The organism is Chryseobacterium vrystaatense (genome assembly GCF_000737765.1).
Lineage (GTDB): Bacteria > Bacteroidota > Bacteroidia > Flavobacteriales > Weeksellaceae > Chryseobacterium > Chryseobacterium vrystaatense.
Map to the genome: position 1 here is coordinate 295,705 of NZ_JPRI01000003.1, position 21,192 is coordinate 316,896.

At 36.5% G+C, this 21,192-nt stretch carries 19 protein-coding genes; 10 read left to right on the forward strand and 9 right to left on the reverse strand.

Going from position 1 to position 21,192, the window contains the following annotated elements; translation table 11 throughout:
- Window positions 1–151: 151 nt before the first annotated feature.
- The 4 genes from IW16_RS10615 to IW16_RS10630 all read left to right on the forward strand — a co-directional run bounded on the left by IW16_RS10615 (window position 152) and on the right by IW16_RS10630 (window position 4,950).
- Window positions 152–1,801 (forward strand): ABC1 kinase family protein, encoded by a 1,650-nt coding sequence (locus tag IW16_RS10615; RefSeq protein ID WP_034743542.1) that lies wholly within the window; start codon window positions 152–154, stop codon window positions 1,799–1,801.
- Between the two features lie 109 nt (window positions 1,802–1,910).
- Window positions 1,911–2,420 carry a hypothetical protein gene (locus IW16_RS10620; protein WP_051890090.1) on the forward strand — a complete coding sequence of 170 codons (510 nt, stop codon included), beginning with the start codon at window positions 1,911–1,913 and terminating at the stop codon, window positions 2,418–2,420.
- A gap of 265 nt (window positions 2,421–2,685) precedes the next feature.
- Window positions 2,686–4,044, forward strand: coding sequence for a DEAD/DEAH box helicase (locus IW16_RS10625; protein ID WP_034743545.1), 1,359 nt, complete (start codon window positions 2,686–2,688; stop codon window positions 4,042–4,044).
- A 57-nt stretch (window positions 4,045–4,101) separates the two neighbouring features.
- Window positions 4,102–4,950, forward strand: coding sequence for a DUF5829 family protein (locus tag IW16_RS10630; protein WP_034743548.1), 849 nt, complete (start codon window positions 4,102–4,104; stop codon window positions 4,948–4,950).
- Between the two features lie 130 nt (window positions 4,951–5,080).
- Here the strand turns inward: IW16_RS10630 and IW16_RS10635 are convergent, their stop codons facing one another.
- The 4 genes from IW16_RS10635 to IW16_RS10650 all read right to left on the reverse strand — a co-directional run bounded on the left by IW16_RS10635 (window position 5,081) and on the right by IW16_RS10650 (window position 8,384).
- A complete protein-coding gene (locus IW16_RS10635; RefSeq protein WP_034743551.1) occupies window positions 5,081–5,737 on the reverse strand; it encodes a GDSL-type esterase/lipase family protein in 657 nt (218 codons plus the stop codon).
- 66 nt (window positions 5,738–5,803) lie between these two features.
- Window positions 5,804–6,265 (reverse strand): lipocalin family protein, encoded by a 462-nt coding sequence (locus IW16_RS10640; protein WP_034743554.1) that lies wholly within the window; start codon window positions 6,263–6,265, stop codon window positions 5,804–5,806.
- Between the two features lie 352 nt (window positions 6,266–6,617).
- Window positions 6,618–7,781, reverse strand: a complete 1,164-nt coding sequence (locus IW16_RS10645) for an iron-containing alcohol dehydrogenase (RefSeq protein ID WP_034743557.1) — start codon at window positions 7,779–7,781, stop codon at window positions 6,618–6,620.
- 195 nt (window positions 7,782–7,976) lie between these two features.
- Window positions 7,977–8,384 (reverse strand): winged helix-turn-helix transcriptional regulator, encoded by a 408-nt coding sequence (locus tag IW16_RS10650; protein WP_034743560.1) that lies wholly within the window; start codon window positions 8,382–8,384, stop codon window positions 7,977–7,979.
- 98 nt (window positions 8,385–8,482) lie between these two features.
- Between IW16_RS10650 and lpdA the strand changes: the two genes are divergently transcribed.
- The gene (lpdA, locus tag IW16_RS10655) at window positions 8,483–9,883 is read left to right on the forward strand and encodes a dihydrolipoyl dehydrogenase (protein ID WP_034743563.1); all 1,401 of its coding nucleotides are present in this window, start codon (window positions 8,483–8,485) and stop codon (window positions 9,881–9,883) included.
- Window positions 9,884–10,022: 139 nt separating this feature from the next.
- Here lpdA and IW16_RS10660 read toward each other — a convergent pair whose 3' ends face one another.
- The 4 genes from IW16_RS10660 to IW16_RS10675 all read right to left on the reverse strand — a co-directional run bounded on the left by IW16_RS10660 (window position 10,023) and on the right by IW16_RS10675 (window position 13,598).
- A complete protein-coding gene (locus IW16_RS10660) occupies window positions 10,023–10,646 on the reverse strand; it encodes a hypothetical protein (RefSeq protein ID WP_051890093.1) in 624 nt (207 codons plus the stop codon).
- A 43-nt stretch (window positions 10,647–10,689) separates the two neighbouring features.
- Complete coding sequence (locus tag IW16_RS10665; RefSeq protein ID WP_084694529.1) at window positions 10,690–12,165, reverse strand: serine hydrolase; 1,476 nt, start codon at window positions 12,163–12,165, stop codon at window positions 10,690–10,692.
- A gap of 309 nt (window positions 12,166–12,474) precedes the next feature.
- Window positions 12,475–12,879: a hypothetical protein gene (locus IW16_RS10670; protein WP_034743569.1), complete on the reverse strand. Its 405-nt coding sequence runs from the start codon at window positions 12,877–12,879 to the stop codon at window positions 12,475–12,477.
- A 53-nt stretch (window positions 12,880–12,932) separates the two neighbouring features.
- Window positions 12,933–13,598: a hypothetical protein gene (locus IW16_RS10675; protein ID WP_034743571.1), complete on the reverse strand. Its 666-nt coding sequence runs from the start codon at window positions 13,596–13,598 to the stop codon at window positions 12,933–12,935.
- A gap of 145 nt (window positions 13,599–13,743) precedes the next feature.
- Between IW16_RS10675 and IW16_RS10680 the strand changes: the two genes are divergently transcribed.
- Window positions 13,744–16,278, forward strand: a complete 2,535-nt coding sequence (locus IW16_RS10680; protein ID WP_034743574.1) for a phosphoenolpyruvate carboxylase — start codon at window positions 13,744–13,746, stop codon at window positions 16,276–16,278.
- Window positions 16,279–16,389: 111 nt separating this feature from the next.
- Here IW16_RS10680 and IW16_RS10685 read toward each other — a convergent pair whose 3' ends face one another.
- Window positions 16,390–17,994, reverse strand: coding sequence for a S8/S53 family peptidase (locus IW16_RS10685; RefSeq protein WP_034743579.1), 1,605 nt, complete (start codon window positions 17,992–17,994; stop codon window positions 16,390–16,392).
- Window positions 17,995–18,080: 86 nt separating this feature from the next.
- On the opposite strand from IW16_RS10685, the gene IW16_RS10690 reads away from it, so the two are divergent.
- The 4 genes from IW16_RS10690 (at window position 18,081) to IW16_RS10705 (ending at window position 21,171) form a co-directional block, all read left to right on the forward strand.
- Complete coding sequence (locus tag IW16_RS10690; RefSeq protein ID WP_034744239.1) at window positions 18,081–19,205, forward strand: DegT/DnrJ/EryC1/StrS family aminotransferase; 1,125 nt, start codon at window positions 18,081–18,083, stop codon at window positions 19,203–19,205.
- Between the two features lies 1 nt (window position 19,206).
- On the forward strand, window positions 19,207–19,575 hold the full coding sequence (locus IW16_RS10695; protein ID WP_034743583.1) for a hypothetical protein: 369 nt from the start codon (window positions 19,207–19,209) through the stop codon (window positions 19,573–19,575).
- 18 nt (window positions 19,576–19,593) lie between these two features.
- Window positions 19,594–20,613, forward strand: a complete 1,020-nt coding sequence (gene galE / locus IW16_RS10700; protein ID WP_034743586.1) for a UDP-glucose 4-epimerase GalE — start codon at window positions 19,594–19,596, stop codon at window positions 20,611–20,613.
- 105 nt (window positions 20,614–20,718) lie between these two features.
- Entirely contained in the window at window positions 20,719–21,171 is a 453-nt protein-coding gene (locus IW16_RS10705) for an adenylyltransferase/cytidyltransferase family protein (protein ID WP_034743588.1), read from the forward strand.
- The last annotated feature ends 21 nt before the right edge of the window (window positions 21,172–21,192 follow it).

Below are 21,192 nucleotides of genomic sequence, written 5' to 3' on the forward strand. Positions count from 1 at the left end.
AAGATATTGTTTAAAAAAAGCTGCCATATTATGGTGGCTTTTTTTGTGAGTGTATTCAGGGATGATTCGTCGGCTTTCTTCCTTTGTATTCAAATAAAAATTACAATAGGAACAATTTTTGGAGTAATTTGCGCCAACTATCTACAAATATATGTTTGACAAGCAGCAACGAAAACTGAAAAGATCAGCCAGACTTATTTCCGTACTCAGCAAGTATGGATTTAAAGATATGCTGGCGAGAATGAATACCGGAAATAAACAGGAACAAATTTCAGATGATCCTGACGAAGTGATTTCTAAAGGTACGGTTTATGAAAGAATCAGGTTGGTTTTAGAAGAGCTCGGTCCTACATTTGTGAAACTCGGCCAGACATTCAGCAACAGGGAAGACCTTCTTCCTCCCGAACTGATCCAGGAGTTACAAAGACTTCAGGATAAGGTTGATACGGTGGATATGGATGTGGAAGAAATTCTGGAAAATGAATTCAATATATCTGTCAAAGATCATTTTCTGGAGATCCATAAAGAACCTTTGGCCACTGCATCCATTGCGCAGGTGTATAAAGCGGTTTTGTTGGATGGAAGCCCGGTGATTCTAAAACTTAAAAAATCCGATGTACAGACCGTTATTGAAGATGATCTGCTTCTCATCAAAGATCTGGAAAAACTAGTCTCTGCTTATTCTGAAATAGGAGAAAAGCTGAACCTTAAACAGGCGATTTCTACTTTTGAAAAATCATTATTAGAAGAGGTTTCGCTGATCAACGAAAAAGAAAATATTCTTCATTTTGCCAGAAACTTCAAGAACAACAAGGAAACCTATGTTCCGAAAATTTATGAAGAATTTTCGAATAACAATATTCTCTGTATGGAGTTCATCGACGGGATCAAGGTGACCGATAAAGCAGCACTTTTAGCCCATAATATTGATCCTGTAAAAGTATCCGAAGTAGGACTGAGACTCTTTGTATCACAGATTCTGGACTACGGATTTTTTCACGCAGACCCGCATGCAGGAAATATCCTGGTGAAAAAGAATGGAAAAATTGTTTTCATTGATTTTGGTGCCGTAGGAAAAATTCAGCCAAACGATAAGGAAATCCTGGAAAATCTGATCGTGAGCTTTGTGGCGAAAAATCCACATAAAATTGTTCGCTATCTCAAAAAAATGGCTGTCAGCTATGAGATTCCTGACGAGAGACGGTTTGAGAGCGATGTAGAAGATATTCTGAATTTCGTTCACAGCTCCTCACTGCAGGATATCAACGTTCAGGTCATCATCAATAAAATGAAGGATATTCTGAAAGATAACAGGCTGTATATGCCGGATTATTTTTATCTTTTGTTTAAAGGAATCAGCCTGATAGAAGGAGTAGGGAGAACAATCAATCCGGATCTTGATATTGTAAAAAGCCTTCATCCGTATACCAGAAAAATATTAACAAAAAAAATAAGTCCAAAAAACCTTTTAAAAACAGGAATGGACAGAATGCTGAATTTCACCGATAATGTAGATGAAATTCCTAAAGAGCTCAGATCTGTTCTCCAGAAATTGGACGATAATAAATTCACGGTATCCAGCGAGATTAAAAATATCGAAAAAACCAACCAGCTAATTAAGTCCAGCATTGTCAATTTAATTTTGGCGATGATTTTAGGCGCAAATATTATTGCTACTGCTATTGTTTTTGTTTCAGAATCCGGACCAAGAATAGGAGAGTTGTCTTTGGTAGCAGTTTTAGGCTTTGCCTTTTCTGTTATATTGGTTTTGGTCCTTTTGCTTAGAGTAACCAGAAAATAAATGATAAGTTAGAAGAGAGGACAGAAGTTAGTTTTATATTGTACAAATCTTCGTCTTCAAAAAGAATAGACCTGCTTGAATCTTTTCATACGCAAAAAAAGAAAAAACCATGAAAAAACTAATAGTAATGACGGTGATGTTCTGCAGTTCACTGTTTATCGCTCAACAAACTTCTGAAGAGGGTGTTTTGGGTGATTTTGATGGAAATGGAACCAAAGAATATGCCTATACCAAAGTCAGTGACTGTACTGATGAATGTGATGGGAAATGTGAAACAACAATTTATTTCAGTGATAAAAAAATAAAACCTTTCATGATTTCTCCTGCGCATAATGGAACAATTTACAATTTGGGAGATCTTAATGAAGACGGTAAAGATGATATCGGTTTTTATCCCGGCTGGTGTACAAGCTGCTGGCATGGTTTCCTCGTATATACCTTAAATAATGCTGGTTGGAAAACCTTAGTTCCTTCAATTTCCACGCATTGTTCTCAATGGGAAGAGGAAAAGTTTCCCATCAGAAAAGATCCTAAAAAGAAAGGATATGTCATCATTACATCAAGTATATGGGAAGACGATGATATCAAAATTAAAAGTACAAGTGTAAAGGTGAATTGATTTTCTGGTTTTGGGTATAAGAGTGTGAAGTTAATAATTTGCTGTTTAAGAATAATTGAAAAAGGCGGCATCTGAAATAGAATATCTTAAACACTGATTCTTAAAAAATTGACCATTCACCTGCGAAGTAAAGTGACAGATGATATGATTGCAGCTTGTTTTAAGTTTCGAAGTTTGATTAATGATGTCTCATATCTTGTATCTCATCATCTAATATCTACCATCTAATTTCTAACCTCTAAATTTAAATACCTATCTTTGCACCATGGAAAAACTCACTTTTGCGGATTTTGACCTGCCGGTTAAAATCCTTGATGTTTTAGCGGATCTGGAATTATTCGAACCAACACCTATTCAGGAAAAGAGCATAGGCCCTATACTTTCCGGAAGAGATGTAATGGGGATCGCACAGACCGGAACCGGGAAAACATTAGCTTATCTTCTGCCAGTTCTTAAAACATGGAAATACAACAAAGCAGGAAATCCTACTGTTTTGATCCTTGTACCTACAAGAGAATTGGTTGTGCAGGTAGCCGAAATTGTTGAGAAACTGACAGAAAATATTACCGCAAGGGTAATCGGAATATACGGAGGAAAGAATATCAATACACAGAAGCTTTTGTTTAATAACGGATGTGATATATTGGTTGGAACTCCGGGAAGGGTTATGGATCTTGCTATAGATAATGCAATTTCACTGAGAGAAGTTCAGAAGCTCATCATTGATGAATTTGATGAAATGCTTAATTTAGGTTTCAGACCACAGCTTACCCATATTTTCGAAATGATGAAGCCGAAAAGGCAAAACATTCTTTTCTCAGCAACGATGACAGAAGCTGTAGATGAAATGCTATATCAGTACTTTGCTAGTCCAATAGAAATCTCATTGGCAAAATCCGGGACACCTCTTGAGAAAATCGAACAGACAGGGTATAAAGTTGAAAACTTTAATACCAAGATCAATCTTCTTGAACATTTGTTGAAGAATACTGAAGATATGTCTAAAGTATTGATTTTTACTAATAATAAGAAGAATTCTGATCTCCTTTTCGCTAAAATCGATGAGCTTTTCCCTGAAGAGTTTGATGTGATTCACTCAAACAAATCTCAAAATTACAGGCTTAAAGCCATGAAGAGTTTTGAAAATGAAGAAGTGAGAGGTTTGATTACCACCGATGTAATGGCCAGAGGTCTTGATATTTCAAATATCACCCATGTTATCAATTTTGAAACACCTGAAATTCCTGAGCAGTATATTCATAGAATAGGACGAACAGGTAGAGCAGACAAGGACGGTAAAGCAATTACTTTTGTAACTAAAAAAGAGGAAGCTTCCATTCTGGATATTGAACTTTTAATGGATAAAGACCTTAAGTTTAATGACTTCCCTGCGGAAGTTAAAATTAATCCTAAAAAGATTGCTTCTGAAGAAGATGTGATCATCATGAAAAATCCGGCACAGGTAAAACTGTATGAAGGAGGAGGAGCATTTCATGAGAAAAAGGATAAAAATAAAAAAGAAAACTGGGGTGGACCTTCCAAAAGAAAAGCGCCGAAAAAATTCGGAGCTAACAGAGCCCAGCAGAAATCAATATCTGTATCGAAATCTAAGAAAAAGAAATAAAAAAAATCCCGTTAAGGGATTTTTTTGTTAGATTTAGTGGGTAAATAATAGGTAAAAATGATGAAGAATCTATTTTTGATTATTTCTCTACTTGTATCGGGTTGTACAGTTTTTGGGCAGGATGACAAACTGAAACTGAATCATATTTACTTTGTTCTGGATTCAACTTCTTTTGAACAAATCAAAGCCAGTCAGTCACTTAAGGATTGGGCAAATATGGATAAAGGTTTGCCAAACTTCGATCCTGTTGATAAGAAGAGCACAACGGTCTATTTACGCGGAAGGACTACCTATCTTGAAATAATGGGCCCACAGAATAAATTTGGTGAAAAGGAGGGTTCCATAGGAATTGGTTTTTCCTGGGATGTCAATGGTGTGTTTTCTGATAATATTGATGCTAAGCTGAAGAAAAAAGGATTGAAATTTGAAAGATCAGAATCTAAATGGGATTTCGGGAATGAAAAAATACTTTGGTATTCTTCATATTATGCCACAGGGAAGGGCAGTATTGGAACCTGGTATGCCTTTTATAATCCGGTATTTCTGACCCACTTGTATCAGAGGCCCTATACCTCCTTCAGAAGAGAAGATTTTTTGGAGAGTAAAATAGATACAAGTAAAGAAATTAAAGACCTTGGAGCCATTACCCTTGATTGTAGTATTGAGGATTACAGGAAAATCTCTGAAGAACTGACATCTTTCGGGGTAAAGGTAAAGGCTTCTGATAAACATTTCATAATATTCGATGTAGATTCTGTTGAAATAAAACTCAACCTGACAAGGAGAAAGATAAGTGTGATCAAAGAGCTGAGGTTAAAAACCCAAAGTAAGCTGACAGAAAATCTAAAAATAGGAAAGCTAGAACTTGAAAGCAGTGCTAAGGAGCTTTTGATTAAATTGAATTAAATAAAGTTGGGGACCTAACCAGGTCCCTCAATATTTTATACAGGCAAGGGTCTCACAGTTTGGTGTATACAATACCTGACCTTTCTGGACACATAAAAATAATAAAAGCTCTCAATTGAGAGCTTTTATACTATTTCATATAAGGTTTCATCACTTTCGTCCATACCTCATATCCTTCCGGAGTCAGGTGGAGCATATCTTCCACGAAAAGATCTCTTCTTACATTTCCATTGGAATCCTCCATAGCTTTTGTAATGTCGATGAACTCAGCGTTAGGTTCTTTTTTCATGAAAGCAGCAATCTTCTTATTTGTTTCTTTCATCTGTGGCCATAGAATTTCGCGGCTCGGAGAATATTTGATGGAGATAAAATCTACTTCAATATTGGGAAACTTTTCACGGATCTTTTTATAAAAAGTTTTAAACCTGTTGACAACCACCTTGGCTTTAAGATCATGATGGTCTGCAAAATCGTTATCACCACAGTAGATAATAATCTGCTTAGGTTGATAAGGGCTTAAAAGGTCCTCCGCAAAATCATTAAGGTCCGTCATTCTAGAACCGCCAAAACCTCTGTTGATAATCGTCTTATCAGGGAAGTAGCTGGAAACATCTGTCCATTTTGTAAAAGAGGAGCTTCCTATCAGAAGAATGGCATCTTTGGGTGGCGCATTTTCCAGATCAGCTTTTTTGAAATTTTGAATGTCCTGCCAGAACATTGGCTTTTTTTCCTGAGAAAAGGCAACGGTAAAATACAGCAATAGAAATGCTGAAAGAATCTTCTTCATTGTAATCAATTTTAAAATGTCTGATAAAAATAATAAAAAACTCCCGATAAAATCGAGAGTCTGTGTTTATCTTTTATAGGTAATGTAGATCAGATCGTCGGTACCGTCACTGTTGGCGTCGTATGCCCCGAAGAGTTGTGCCACTTTCAGATCCTGGCTTGTCAGAATTTCAATCCTGTACAATTTCTCTGAATCGTTGGTGTTTTTGATGCTTAACAGCTTAGATTCTTCGTTATACGTAAACTTACCTTCATTTTTTCCGCTCACCTGGCAATCAAGACCAGTTCCGGTGTAATAGGTATAGCTGGTATAATAATCACTTCTGAAGTGCAGTATATTTTTAGCATCACAGTCTGAAGGTATTTCAGTTGAAATTACTGTTTTATTGTCTTTTCCCGAAATAGTTTCTCTTTTGCTCACTTTCCAGTCTCCGCTCATCATCTCTAAATCATAAGCTTCGAGATTGTCATCTTTACAGGAAGTTAGTGCCAGAGCTGAAAAGGCAAATAAAAGTAGCTGTTTTTTCATTATCACAAATTTTAGAATATGCTAAAATATAAATAAATTTGAAATATTTGTAATGAAATAATGCTTTTTTAAACGAATGTTTATAAATAACTGAATTTTGTATGATGAAGCTGGGAAAGAAATGTAAAAATTGAAAATTTTTGGTTGCAGATAATAAATAGGGGATATGATCATTGAGTTGCAGCCTGTAGGATTGAATTGGATACCAGCATTGACTGATGAATACAGAAAACAAGAAATGAGTTGTCAGTTTCTGAATTATTGACTCAATTGTTATGAATTAATAATGTTAAGCTAAAAACTGACAACTCATTTTTTGAATTGTTAAATGCCAATGGTGACTTTAACTTTCCTAGTAGCTCATCTCTACAATCTTGTAAGCATCCTGAGGAGTCAGTTTTTTGTACTCACCCAGGCCAGACCAGTTTCTGTCTGTAAAGGCTTTTTCAACTCTTTCTGCAGTACCTTTGTAGTCTTCTGTATATTCTGAAAGTTTGGTTTTGATATTCAGGCTATGGAAGAATTCCTCCATTTTTTTGATTCCCAGTTCCGCTTTTTCTTCCAGCGTTCCTTCTTTGATTCCCCATACTCTTTCAGCATACTGAGCCAGTTTACCTTTTTTGGTTTCAAAATTATAACGGTAATGAGAAGGAGCAATAACTGCTAAAGTTCTTGCATGATCAATTCCGAAATAGGCAGTCAGTTCGTGACCCATCGCATGTACAGCCCAGTCTGTGATCACCCCTTTCTGTATAAGTCCGTTCAGAGCCATTGTACAGCACCACATAAAGTTTCCGGCAGCGTTATAATCAAAATCATCAGCTAAAACTTTAGGAGCTGTTTCCTGAAGACTGATCAGAATACTTTCAGCAATTCTTTCCTGAAGGTCAGCAGAAGATGGAGCGGTCATATATTGCTCTAATACATGCGTGTAAGCATCTGTAATTCCGTTGACAATCTGATTTTTAGGAATTGTTCTGATGACTTCAGGATCTAAAACAGAAAATTGCGGGAAAAGTCCGGGGCCTCCCGATGATAATTTTTCATTGGTTTCTCTTCTCGAGATTACATACCCTGAATTCATTTCAGAACCTGTTGCAGGTAAGGTCAAAATACTTCCGAAAGGCATTCCTTCCCCTTCAAAAGTTCTTACTGAATTTCTAAGGATATCCCATGGTTCCCCGTCATAATTAGCCGCTGCAGAAAGAAACTTTGTACCGTCAATGACAGATCCTCCGCCTACTGCCAACAGATAATTAATATTTTTTTCTTTGATAAAGCTTAAGGCATTGATCAGTACTTCATATTCAGGATTTGCAGGAACACCTCCGAATTCGTACAGATCATGATCTTTAAGAGCTTCTTTTACCTGATCGTAAACACCGTTGTTCTTGATGCTTCCGCCTCCGTAGATCATTAATATTTTGGCGTCTTTTGGAACCTCACGGGAAATCCTGGCGATTTCACCTTTTCCGAAAAGTATTTTTGTTGGATTTTTAAATTCGAAATTAAGCATTGTTCTAAATTTATTTGATTCAAATTTACGGAAAGCATCACGAAAACTCAGTTAAGGAAATTTTAAAATTACTATCGCAGAGTTTTATAATAACGATTTTGATTGAGAGACAATAGGCAAGATGTTAGACATCAGATTTCAAATTTCAGACATCAGACTTTTATGTAGCTCACATACTTTCAAACTTCCAGCCTTCTAATCACTCTCAGAAAGATAGACCTTAGCCTCCCGGATAAACTTTTCCTTGTCTTTCTTGATCTTTTCAACCAGCTTTTTCCTTTCCTCCGGAATGCTTAGATATTTTTCGCCCCACAGATTAATTTCTACAATCAGCGGGATTAGATCGATACCCTTTTCTGTAAGATGATAAAGAGCCTTTAATTTGCTGTCCGGATGATCTTTTTTAGCAATAATTCCGGTTTTTACCAAGTGCTGAAGTCTGGAAGCGAGAATGTTAGTTGCAATTTTTTCATCTGCCTTCAGAAAATCTCCGTAGGTACATTCTCTCTTTAACATCAGATCGCGTATAATCAACAGCGACCATTTATCACCCCATATTTCAAGGGATGAACTGATCGGGCAGTCTGATCTTTTTCTGCTCATAACAATAGATTTTAAAATAATACTTGCAAAATGAAAGTATTTGTTTTAATTTTACTTTTATTTTGCAAGTAAATTTAAACATAAAAATCATAAATCAAATGGAAAATTTTGATGTTGCCGTGATTGGATCCGGCCCCGGCGGGTATGTTGCCGCTATCAGAAGTGCACAGCTGGGCTATAAAACAGTGATTATAGAAAAATATGATACTCTGGGAGGTACCTGTACCAATGTGGGATGTATTCCTACGAAGGCTCTATTGGACAGCAGTCATCACTATGCAGAAGCTTATCATCAGTTAAAAGAACATGGGATACAATTGGAAAATCTAAAGCTTGATTTTAATCAGATGTACAAAAGGAAATCTGAAGTTATATCAAAAAACACGGCTGGTCTTGATTTTTTGATGAGTAAAAATAAGATCACCCGATTAAAAGGAACCGCCGGATTCATCAGTGATTCTGTGATCAAAGTTTCAGAAGGGGATCAAAGTGTTGAGATGACAGCTAAAAATTACATTATTGCTACAGGTTCAAAACCTTCCTCACTACCGGGAGTAAAGATTGACAAGCAAAGAATCATTACTTCGACTGAAGCTTTGTCTTTGAAAGAACTTCCAAAATCGATGGTAATCATAGGAGGAGGAGTTATAGGTGTGGAAATGGCATCGATATTTAACCGACTGGGGACACAGGTAACCATTCTTGAATATGCAGAGCATCTGATCGCCGGAATGGATCATGAGTTGGGAAAAAGCCTTCAAAGGATTCTTAAAAAAGAAGGTATTGATATCCGTTTGGGCCAATCTGTTTACAAAGCAGAAAATACAGGTTCTTCTGCTAAAGTCTTTTTCAGAGATAAAAATAATACAGATAACGAACTCGAAACAGAATATGTTTTGGTAGCCGTTGGCCGGAGTCCTTATACAAAAGGACTGGGATTGGAGAATACAGGTGTACATATTGATGACCGGGGATTTATAAAGGTCAATGAAAACGGCAGAACTTCAGTTGCCCATATTTATGCGATTGGTGATGTGGTTGGAGGGGCAATGCTTGCTCATAAAGCTGAGGAAGAGGGAGTGCTTGTTGCAGAAACAATGAATGGACAAAAGCGGAATATCCATTACAACCGCATTCCGTCCGTTGTATATACCTGGCCTGAAGTCGCTTCTGTGGGATTTTCTGAGGAGTATTTAAAGAAAAATAATATTCATTATCAGGCAGGGAAATTTCCGTTTTCCGCCAGTGCACGGGCACGGGCTTCAATGGATACAGAAGGTTTCGCAAAAGTTCTGGTAGATCCGAAATACGGTGAAGTACTGGGTGTTCATATCATTGGAGCCAGAGCTGCAGATTTAATTGCTCAGGCAGTCATTGCTCAGGAATTTGAGGTGACCGCAGAAGATATGTTCCGTATATCCTATGCGCATCCTACTTATTCTGAAGCATTGAAAGAAGCTTACCTCATAGCTTCCGGGCAGGGGGCAATTAATATTTAAAAGGGTCTGTTTTGAAATGAAGAAACTTTTTTAAACGACTAAATAAAAATCTTCCCATGGAATTTGGGTGAAAAAAAGGCAGAGCTGTCTACTGAATCTGTGGGAGTTTTTTATTGCAATGATGAATAGGTTTTTATCTTCAGGGTGATACATTTGATGAGGAATGATCACAATTTTCACTTTTGAAATAAACCCCGTTATTTTTTGATTCCAGTCTTCCTGTTTTTCTATTGATCTTTACAAAATAGGATTCCTTAATTTCCGGACAACCTTTAGATTTTGAAATGTACAGAGATATATTTTTGTCTTCAAATTTATAAGAAGCACCTAGTTTGTGGCTGGTATCTACTGAAAAGCCATAAGTTTGAGCGATTAAAATAGCTTCCGGAAGGTTATCCACCGTTCCAATAAAATCTCGCAGCTGCTGTTCACTGGAAAAATAAACAGATCTTTCTTTTTTACAGGCAAGAATGTATGAAAAACATCGGTTACCGATACATTTCTGAAAGAAGCCTTTTTCAGGAATAGGCTCATTAATAGTCATGAACTCCGGCATCTGACTATCATAGATCACCGCTTTTTCAGGATCAGTGTCATTGGTAAGCACTCTCCAGTAGCCATATTCTTTATCCGGAACAATAAACGGATACAAATATTCCGTAGTATCCAGAATATCCGGAATCTTCCTGTAATCATCGGGAACCGTGGTCTGTGCAAAAAACAGATTCGATAAGATCAGGGAAACGAAGAAGATGATTTTCATAGAGGAAGTGCTTTGAGGCAAATTTACGAAAATGGATGAAGATTTATTTTTTATCCTTTAAATAATTAGCAGCATTGGTATTATCTGGGTTGAGCAATAGTGATTTTTTATAATTCGAAATGGCTTCTTCTTTACGTCCCAATACATCTAATATTTCACCATAACTGTCAAAAACATTGGAGCTGTTGGGAAATAATTCAGTATTCAATTTGAAAACAGCTAATGCTTCATTTTTAAGATGGCGCCCCACCATGTGATAGCCCCATGAATTGATTTCATCCTCAGACACTTTGAAGCTTTTGTTTTTCTTTTTGATTTTCTGATAAACCGAACCTACATTTTGATAACCGTCTGCATTGGTTTGTAAGTACAGCATTCTCATATCAGGGCTGAGTCCAAAACCATTTTCAGCTTTCATATCAGGAATGTAGTATCCTGCAATTTCATCAATGAACCATTCAGGATTTGAACCTTGCAGATTGGTTAAAACAATAATAGACAAATGATCCTGAGGATACACAAATAGGGCGGAACGCATACCACCCACAGGAGCAGCGGCAGGATGTTCCGCTCTTACAACGGTAGGCCATCCGAGGGCATAACCATTAGTGAGCTTATTGAAACCACCAACAGTGCCGTTATTGAGTTTTATGGTCGAGAAAAGTTCTGTGATGCTTTTTTTATCTTTAAGGAGTTTTCCTTCCTGTAAAGCAAGGAGCCATTGACTTAAATCCTCAGCTGAAGATAGAATTCCTGTAGCCGTTCGGAAAAAGAGTGGGAAAGTGGCAAAAGCATTGTGAAGCTTTCCGTCGTTGATCCATTGCCCGTTATTGTTGATAATCGTAGAATAGGCTCCTGCACTATTCTCAATGATATCGTTGGAATCCCCAAATTGAGTGGCAGGCATTTTTGAGGGCTTGAATTGATGGTCTTCAATGAATTTTGTGAAATGCACTCCGCTCAGTTGAGTAATTATTTTTCCTAAGATGAAGTATCCGGTTTGGTTATAACTGAATTTTTCACCAGGTGAAAATTCCATGGGAAGTGTTGTAACAATTTCCCAGTTTTTACTTTCAATGCCTTCTCCCAAAACCTGCTCCTTTTGATCGATATTATTGGGAAGACCCGATGTGTTGCTTAAAAGCTGTCTGAAGGTTATGTTCTTCCAACTATCTGGAATATCAGTGAGGTATTTGGAAATAGCATCCTCTGTCTTTAATTTTCCCTGTTCCTGCAACTGCATAATGGCAACGCCCACAAATGCTTTTGTCATTGAATTGATTGAAAATACAGTATTGTTTTTTGTGGAAACCTGATGTTCAATATTAGCGAGCCCATAACTGCTGAGCTTATCAATTTTGTCATTTCTGATGATGGCTAATTGAAGTCCCGGGATTTTCAGCTCCTTCATTTTACGGCTGATGAAAGTATCGATGCTGTCGGAACGCTTTTGCGCTGTATAGTCTTTGGGGAAAATAACAACGGCAATAAGTAGAAATGATTTGAATAAGATTTTCATGGGACTGTTTGTGATAAGACATGGAAAGATAGTTTTTTATTACATGCATTACTCAGTCTTTTCTTATTTTAGCTGATGTTTGAAAGATTGATGAGTTTTAAATGATGAGTTATTAGTTTCGTAATTCGGGGTGAGAGAGTGAGAGCAAATGTATTGAAGGATTGTCAGTTACTGGTTGATTGTTTGGAGTTATTGTCTGACATCTGATGTCTTACATCTTGTTTCTTGTTTCTTGTTTCTTTCAATCTCATCCTTGACCCAAAAGTCTCATATCTTGTGTCTGACATCTGATATCTAAATCTTTATTAACTATTGCAGTACAATTTTATAATATCCTTTTTCGTCCGTGACATCAATATTTACCCCTGTAAATGTTAATTTATTGATCTGATAACCATCGCAGCCTCCTTTAAATTCTGAGGACTGTATCGAAAAATTAAAAACTTTAATATTGGAAGAGAAAGAATAATTTTTGGTACCATTATAAGCACCCACATTTTCTAAAATGATCATGTCGTCGGAGGTTTTTGTTAATTGTATCCCCACCTGATTTTCATCTTTAATTGAATACGCAGTAAGAGTTCCGTTTGTTATCAGATTTTCATCATCCGCATTAACGAATTTAAAGGCTACTGTTTGAGGAGCATTATAACAATCTTCACCACAGGCTGTTAAAATAAAAGCCATTAAAAGAAATATGAATATGTTTTTCATTGGATTAATTTCTGTGAAAAGTAAAATTAATCATTAAAAGGCTGTATTCAAAATTATAATAAACCTGAATTGTTATGACGCGTCCTAAATATTTTTAGAACTTGTGCCAGCTGATAATCCGTAATATCAAAATCATCGATGTTAATTTCTATTTTTTCGTTGTTATGGAAAAAATATAAATAATTAACTTCAGGTTTGTAATCATGTTTGGATTCACGGCTTACTAAACGTTTTACAATAATCTTTTCAAGCTGAATGTCATTCCACACATATATTGGGTTATCTTTTATTTGAATTCCTTTTCCATTGATGGAAATCATGGCTTTAGATATTTTCTTAATTTCTAAAATAACTTTGACAATGAGATACATAGTAAGCGCTGCTAACAAGGTCACTATAAGCATTGTTATAAAGTTGAACTTTATAATGATGCAAGAAAGAAAAAATAGCCCCAGAATTATAAAGATGCTATAGACAGAAATGACAATGATTCTTCCTGAACGAGAATACTTAATAACAACTTCATCTAAAAGCATATTTTCATCATACTCAATTTTATCATTTTTGTGAATATTATATTCTTTATAAATAAAAACTCCATTGATAAATGAGCCGATAAAAAATATAATGGAAAGGATGAAAAAATATTGAAGTAAATATACTCCTACTGATAAAGCTAAAATTCCTAAAATTGAATAGAAGATAATTCCAAATTTCATTTGTATTATAAGTTTTTTTTGCAAAGATATAGTTTAAACTCATTTTACATCAAGCTCATGAGAAATATTGATTTTTATTCAGGGTTGCTCCGTTTTTTTGTCATTTGTCAATTAATTTAATACCAAAATCCATTACATTTGTTATATGATACACGACCAACGAGCAGAAAAATTCAGGCAGATCGTGGAGAATAAATTCCAGATCTACAATTCATTATTTATGAGCCTGCCTTATGATAAAATGACCAATATCGGAATGCTTCTTCCATTTCTCTATGAGGAAAGCCGAAACGGATATGAAGCAGGGAAAACTCCTGAGGAAATTGTCGAAGAATTTTTTAAAAACCATACCGATCTTCAAACAGAAGAGCAGAAACTGGAACTGCTTTTTAAAATCATACAATACATCGAAAGACAGGTGGTCTTATTCGACAGTATTGAAGATGCCGCATTTCCGAATCTTCACTCTGAAAGTGACAGCGGAACGGTGACCAATCTTTTTGAACGTTCATATCAGGATCATAAGCTTGAAAAAGTAAGAGAAAAGCTTGAAGATTTTACAGTGAAAGTTGTGTTTACAGCTCACCCCACTCAGTTTTATCCAAGTTCGGTACAGAGAATTATTCAGGACTTAAGAGGTGCTATTACCAGTGATTCAGTTACGCAGATCGATATGCTTCTGCAGCAGCTGGGTAAAACTCCTTTCGTGAATAAAGAAAAACCAACTCCAATTGATGAAGCATTGAGCATTATCTCCTATCTGAGATATGTATACTACGACACGATAGGAGAACTGTTTACGAAGATCAGAAAGACTTTTGGAAACGGGCATTTCCACCTGCATGAAGATATTATTCAGCTTGGTTTCTGGCCGGGCGGAGATAGAGACGGAAATCCTTTTGTGACGGCTGATGTAACGAAAAGAGTAGCTGAAGAGCTGCGTTCTGCAATTCTGAAATCCTATTACAGCCATTTAAAATTTATCAGAAGAAGACTAAGTTTCAGAGGTGTTTCCGAAGTACTGACCCAATTGAGTGATGAACTTTACGGAGCTATCTTTAACGGAAATGTGATCACTGCAGAAGATATTCTTAAAAAAACCGATGAAGCCGAAAAAATACTGATAAGTGAGCACAACTCTCTGTTTTTAGATCTTCTGGCTAACTTCAGAGACCGGGTGAAAATTTTCGGAACTCACTTTGCCACGCTGGATATACGCCAGGATAGCAGAGTCCATCAGAAAGTTATTGATGAGGTTTTTGCAAAAATAAATGGAAATACTGAAGCTTCTGAAGAAGAAAAATTCAATAAACTGATTCAGTTTGGTGATAAGGTAGATGCAAACCAGTTTGAAGATATTGTTAAAGATACTTTATTGACCGTTTCACAGGTTTCCGAAATTCAGCATTTGAATGGGCAGAGAGGAATGAACCGATACATTATCTCAAATTCCGATGCTGTAAAAGATGTGATGAATGTATACGCTTTTTTCAAGATCTGTGGCTATCAGGATCAGGAAATCAACATGGATATCGTTCCGCTTTTTGAAACGATGGAGGGACTTGCCAATTCTGAAAATGTAATGAACGAGCTTTATCAGAATCCGGTATATAAAAAGCATCTTGAAAGAAGAGGAAACCAACAGACCATTATGCTCGGCTTTTCAGACGGCACGAAAGATGGTGGATATTTGAAAGCCAACTGGGAGATTTATAAAGCGAAAGAACTCCTGACTAAACTTTCCGTTCAGAATGGAATCAAAGTGGTATTTTTTGATGGCAGAGGCGGTCCACCCGCAAGAGGAGGAGGGAAAACTCACGATTTCTATGCTTCACAGGGAAATACAATTGCCAATAATAAAATTGAGTTGACCATTCAGGGACAAACGATCACCAGTATTTTTGGAAATAAAGAACAGGCCAAATACAATTTTGAACAGCTTCTGACTGCCGGAGTTGAAAATGATGTCTTTAAAAATTCAAAAAAAGACCTGACCGACAAAGAAAGAAAACTGATCACCGAACTGGCAGATATCAGTTATAAAAAATATTCAGATCTGAAAGCTCACCCTATGTTTGTGCCTTATCTTCAGGAAATGAGCACGCTGGAATATTATGGTAAAACCAATATCGGAAGTCGACCGTCCAAAAGAGGAAATGGCAGCGAACTGAAATTTGAAGATCTTAGAGCGATCCCTTTTGTAGGATCATGGTCACAGCTAAAGCAGAATGTTCCGGGATTCTTCGGATTCGGATTTGCAATGCAGCAGATGAAAGAACAGGGAAGACTGGAAGAGGTAAGAGAACTGTATAAAGGTTCCGATTTCTTTAAAACATTGGTGCTGAATTCGATGATGAGCATGAACAAATCTTATTTTCCACTAACATATTACATTAAAAAGAATCCAAAATTCGGAGAATTCTGGAATGTACTTTTTGACGAATATACGCTGTCAAGAGATATTATGTTGGAACTTACGGGTTTCAAAATGCTGCAGGAAGAAGATCCTCTTTCCAGGAAATCGGTGAAAATCCGTGAGAAGATTGTACTTCCGCTGTTGAGTATCCAGCAGTATGCGTTGATGAAAATTCAGAAAGGAGAGGGAAATAAGGATGCTTACGAAAAGCTGGTCACCAGATCATTATTCGGAAATATTAATGCAAGCAGAAACTCAGCTTAATAATAAATACTACGCCTCTCCATTGAGAGGCGTTTTCTTTTGTTGGATTTAGATTGGACAAAAACCTGTTTCTATCGAATAGATTTGACAGACTTACTGAAAAAGTCCTTATTATTCCTTCAGGAACTTCTCATAAAAAGTTTGGTTTTTCGCCTGAATTTTCAGATAGTAAGTTCCTTTAGGGAAATCTTCCACTTGTATGGATTTCTGACCGTAGCTGTTTCTGATTAGTTTTCCTAAGTTATCATATACTTCCAATGAGATAATTTCAATTTCAGAGGCTACATTCAGAATACTTTTGACAGGATTCGGGAAGATTGCAAATTTTTGTTTTTTTACCATTTCAGAGGTATTCAGTACCTGATTATAAACGTTTCCGAAATTCAGAATGCCATATCCCATCTGGTCCGTATGACCCGGATACAGTGAAGCGGTTTGTCTCAGTTTCGTTCTCATCAGTTCTCTGTTCATTGATGGAAAGGCCTGCATGAAACAGGCGACACCACCGGCAGCGATAGGTGTTGCAATAGATGTCCCGTTTACAGATGTTAAAGTGCTGTTTGTAACTGTTGCAGAAGCGGTTCCTCTCGAACTTCCATCAGGTTTTACCACCCCAAGGGAATTGGGGCCGTACGAAGAAAATCCTGAAGAATTCCCTGCCGAATCTACAGAACCTATGCTGAATACCTTGGGATTATCTGCCGGGGTCATAATATAATGCCAGGTCTGCAATCCTGCATTTCCGGCGGCGGCGAGCACAAAAATTCCTTTGTCAGCTGCTATTCCGGCAGCTTTTGTAATGAAAGAAGTATTTCCGTTCATATCTGCATAGGTATAACTATATCTTGGGTCATCAAAAACGTTATATCCGAGAGATGCAGTAATTATATCGACTCCTTTTCTGTCTGCTTCTTCTGCGGCTTCTATCCAGTACAGTTCTTCTTCAGGAACTTCTCCTACAGAATTTTCGCTTCGGTAGAGATAAAAATCAGCATCCGGAGCAGACCCTACAAAAATATCTTTGATATAGCCTCCGATGGCCCCTAATACCGCAGATCCGTGATTGCTGATAGAAGTACTGTAAACATTATTGGTTTTGGTGACAAAATCATAGACACCTTTGATCTGGTTGTTGGTTCTGAGCCTTTCAAAAGCTGTTCCGGTATCTACGTAAGGAAAACCGGCATCAATGACCGCAATGGATATTCCGGTGCCTGTATATCCGGCAAGATGCAATGGTCTTATATTGATCTGGTCGATCTGTGCTGAACCTGAACCGTAGTCAAAAACAGTTAGGGTCTTTTGAGTATCAGATGAGGTGTTCCATTTGTTTGAAGCCGCTGCTTTAGGAACAGATGGATTATTCTTAGCAAAACGCCCTACCGATAATACGTAGGGTTGCGACTGAAGAGTAGTTATTTGTACTGGAGTGGCATTTACAGCTGCTCCATTGAGCCATTTTGAATAATCTGTAACGGTAAAACCAAGATTCTGAAGATTCTGAATGTATGATTGTTCAATAGGAGCATCCTGATCGTTCAGAGGAATGCCTAGTGAAGTACGTCTGTTGAGGGATTTTTGAGTTAATTCCGAAAGTGGATTAGCGTAAAAAGCTGCTTTGTTCGGTTTGTCTGTAAAATAGACAAAAACAAGCTCTGTCTGTGCATTTACGGTAAAGTAACCCGCTAGAAAACAAAAGAGTAAAAGTTTTTTCATGAAGTTATTTTTTATAAAGATAAAACAAAATGAATAAAATTTTTGAAAGGATTTTAAATTCCTTATTTTTACACAAATATTTATTTATGAAAAAAATTCAGATGGTTGACTTGCAAAGTCAGTATTACAAAATAAAGAATGATGTAGATAATGCAGTTTTAAATGTAATGGATTCTGCGGCTTTTATTAACGGCCCTGAGGTAAAGTCTTTCCAGAATGAATTGGAATCTTATTTAGATGTAAAGCATGTGATCCCGTGTGCTAACGGAACGGATGCTTTACAGATCGCGCTGATGGCTTTGGACCTGAAAGAGGGAGACGAAGTGATCACTGCTGATTTTACTTTTGCTGCTACAGTAGAAGTGATTCATCTGCTTAAACTGAAATCAGTATTGGTAGATGTAGATTACGATACATTCACAATCTCTACAGAAGAGATCAGAAAAGCAATCACACCAAAAACAAAAGCAATTATTCCGGTTCATATTTTCGGACAGTGTGCCAATATGGAAGAGATTCTTAAAATTGCAGAAGAACACAATCTTTTTGTAATTGAAGATAATGCTCAGGCGATAGGAGCAGAGTATACATTTTCGGATGGAACTCAGAAATATGCAGGAACAATGGCAACGGTAGGAACTACTTCATTTTTTCCTTCTAAAAACTTAGGTTGCTATGGTGACGGGGGTGCAATTACGACCAACAATGATGAACTGGCACACCGTTTAAGAGGAATCGTAAACCACGGAATGTACGAAAGATACTATCATGATGAGGTAGGAGTAAATTCAAGACTTGACAGTATTCAGGCTGCCGTGTTAAGAAAAAAACTTCCTCACCTGGATTCTTACAATGAAGCGAGAAGAAAAGCAGCAGATTATTATGACGAAGCATTTGCAGATCTTAAAGATATCCTTACGCCGGAAAGAGCTGAGAATTCTACCCACGTATTCCACCAGTATACATTGAGAGTTTTGAACGGAAAACGTAATGAACTTCAAAAATTCCTTACAGAAAAAGAAATTCCTGCAATGATTTATTATCCTGTGGCATTAAGAAAGCAGAAAGCATATTATCAGGAAAGCAATGATGCTGATTTTGTAAATACAGATAAACTTCTTGATCAGGTGATTTCCCTGCCGATGCATACGGAATTAGACGAAGAGCAGCTGAAGTATATTACAGATGCGGTGATTGAGTTTATGAAATAGAATGAAAAATAAGATATTTAAGTATAGGCTGGTTTATTATTTAGCTATAATGACTAGCCTTGTATTCTTTTTAATATCATCATATAGAATTTTTGGATTATTCGAAAATTTTAATTTAATAAGCTTTGCAATCATTATAACTTCCGTTATTATTAATTTATTTGCATTTATTAATTTAATTGAAAAATATGCTAAAGCTATTTTATTTCTAAACCTTAGTTTGTTTTTGTTTATAGGAGTTACTTTACTATATCTTCATTTTAAATTTTTAATTTTATTAATACTAATTTTAATTATTGTAAATGTTTTTAAAGTGGATAAGCATACAAAGGTTGAGGAAATAGACAACATAGGAAAACACGAAGATTAAATAATTTATTACAAAAAAATGGCAGTACTTGTTACAGGCGGACTTGGATACATCGGTTCACACACAGTGGTAGAACTTCTTAATGACGGTTTTGAAGTGGTTATTGTAGACGATTTATCAAACTCGGAGAGGTTTATTTTAAAGAATATTGAAGAAATTACAGGTAAAAAACCATTTTTTTACCCTTTTGATTTAAGACGCAGAGAACTCCTTACTCAGGTTTTTGATGCCCATAAGATTGAAGGATGTATTAATTTTGCAGCTTCCAAGGCAGTGGGAGAGAGCCAGCTAAAACCAGTGGATTATTATGAAAACAATTTATTCACGCTGATCAATATCCTTCAGGAATTCAAGGAAAGAGGTATTTCTAATTTTATATTCAGTTCTTCCTGTACGGTGTATGGACAGGCTGAAAAAATGCCGATTGATGAAAACGCACCACTGAAAATTCCGGAAAGTGTGTATGGTAAGACCAAACAGATGGGAGAGGAAATTATAACTGACTTTGCAAAAGCTTATGGTAGAAAAATTTCTTTGCTTAGATATTTTAACCCGATTGGTGCTCATCCATCTGGGAAATTAGGTGAACTTCCAATGGGCATTCCTAATAATTTGGTTCCTTACGTGATGCAGACCGCAGCAGGAATCCGTGAGAGACTTAACATTTGGGGTGATGACTATGATACCGAAGATGGAACACCAGTACGTGATTATATCTACGTAGTTGATCTTGCCAAAGCTCACGTAAGTGCCTTGAAAAAGCTGATGCAAATTGGTGATGAAACAATAATTGATATCTTTAATCTGGGAACAGGAAAAGGAGTATCGGTACTTGAAGTGGTGAAAGCTTTTGAAATCGCTAATGATGTCAAGGTTCCTTACCAGATCTGTGCAAGAAGAGAAGGGGATATTACTGTGGCTTACGCGAATGTAGATAAGGCCGAAAAAGAACTTCACTGGAAATCAGAAACATCATTGGAAGAATCATTGAAAACAGTCTGGAAATGGCAGCTTTATCTGGATTCTCAGACCGTTTAAAATAAGAGAACTTAAAAAACAAATTACAAAATCATTTTCTTCAGTCTTCACTTTTTTATTAAAGTAAAGAAATGCTGACTGTCACGAAATATTAATTGAAATAGTATGAAAACACAGAAAATAGGTATTACATTTTCCTCATTTGACCTGCTTCATGCGGGACACATCAAAATGCTTGAAGAAGCTAAAACAGTGTGCGATTATTTAATTGTAGGGCTTCAGATCGATCCGTCTCATGACCGTCCGAATAAAAATAGACCGAGCCAGACTATTGTAGAAAGATATATCCAGTTAAAGGCTGTGAATGCCGTTGATGAGATTATCCCTTATTATACAGAAGAAGATCTGCAGGATATTTTAAAGTCCTTTGTGATCGACGTAAGAATCATAGGTGATGATTATATGGACAGAGATTTTACAGGAAAGAGGTATTGCGAAGAAAAAGGAATTGAGATCTTTTACAACAAAAGAGATCACAGGTTTTCCACGAGCGACCTGAGAAGAAGGATATATGAAGCAGAAAAAGAAAAATTTGAACAGACAGAGACTGTAAAATAAAAAAAATCCCGAAAAATATTT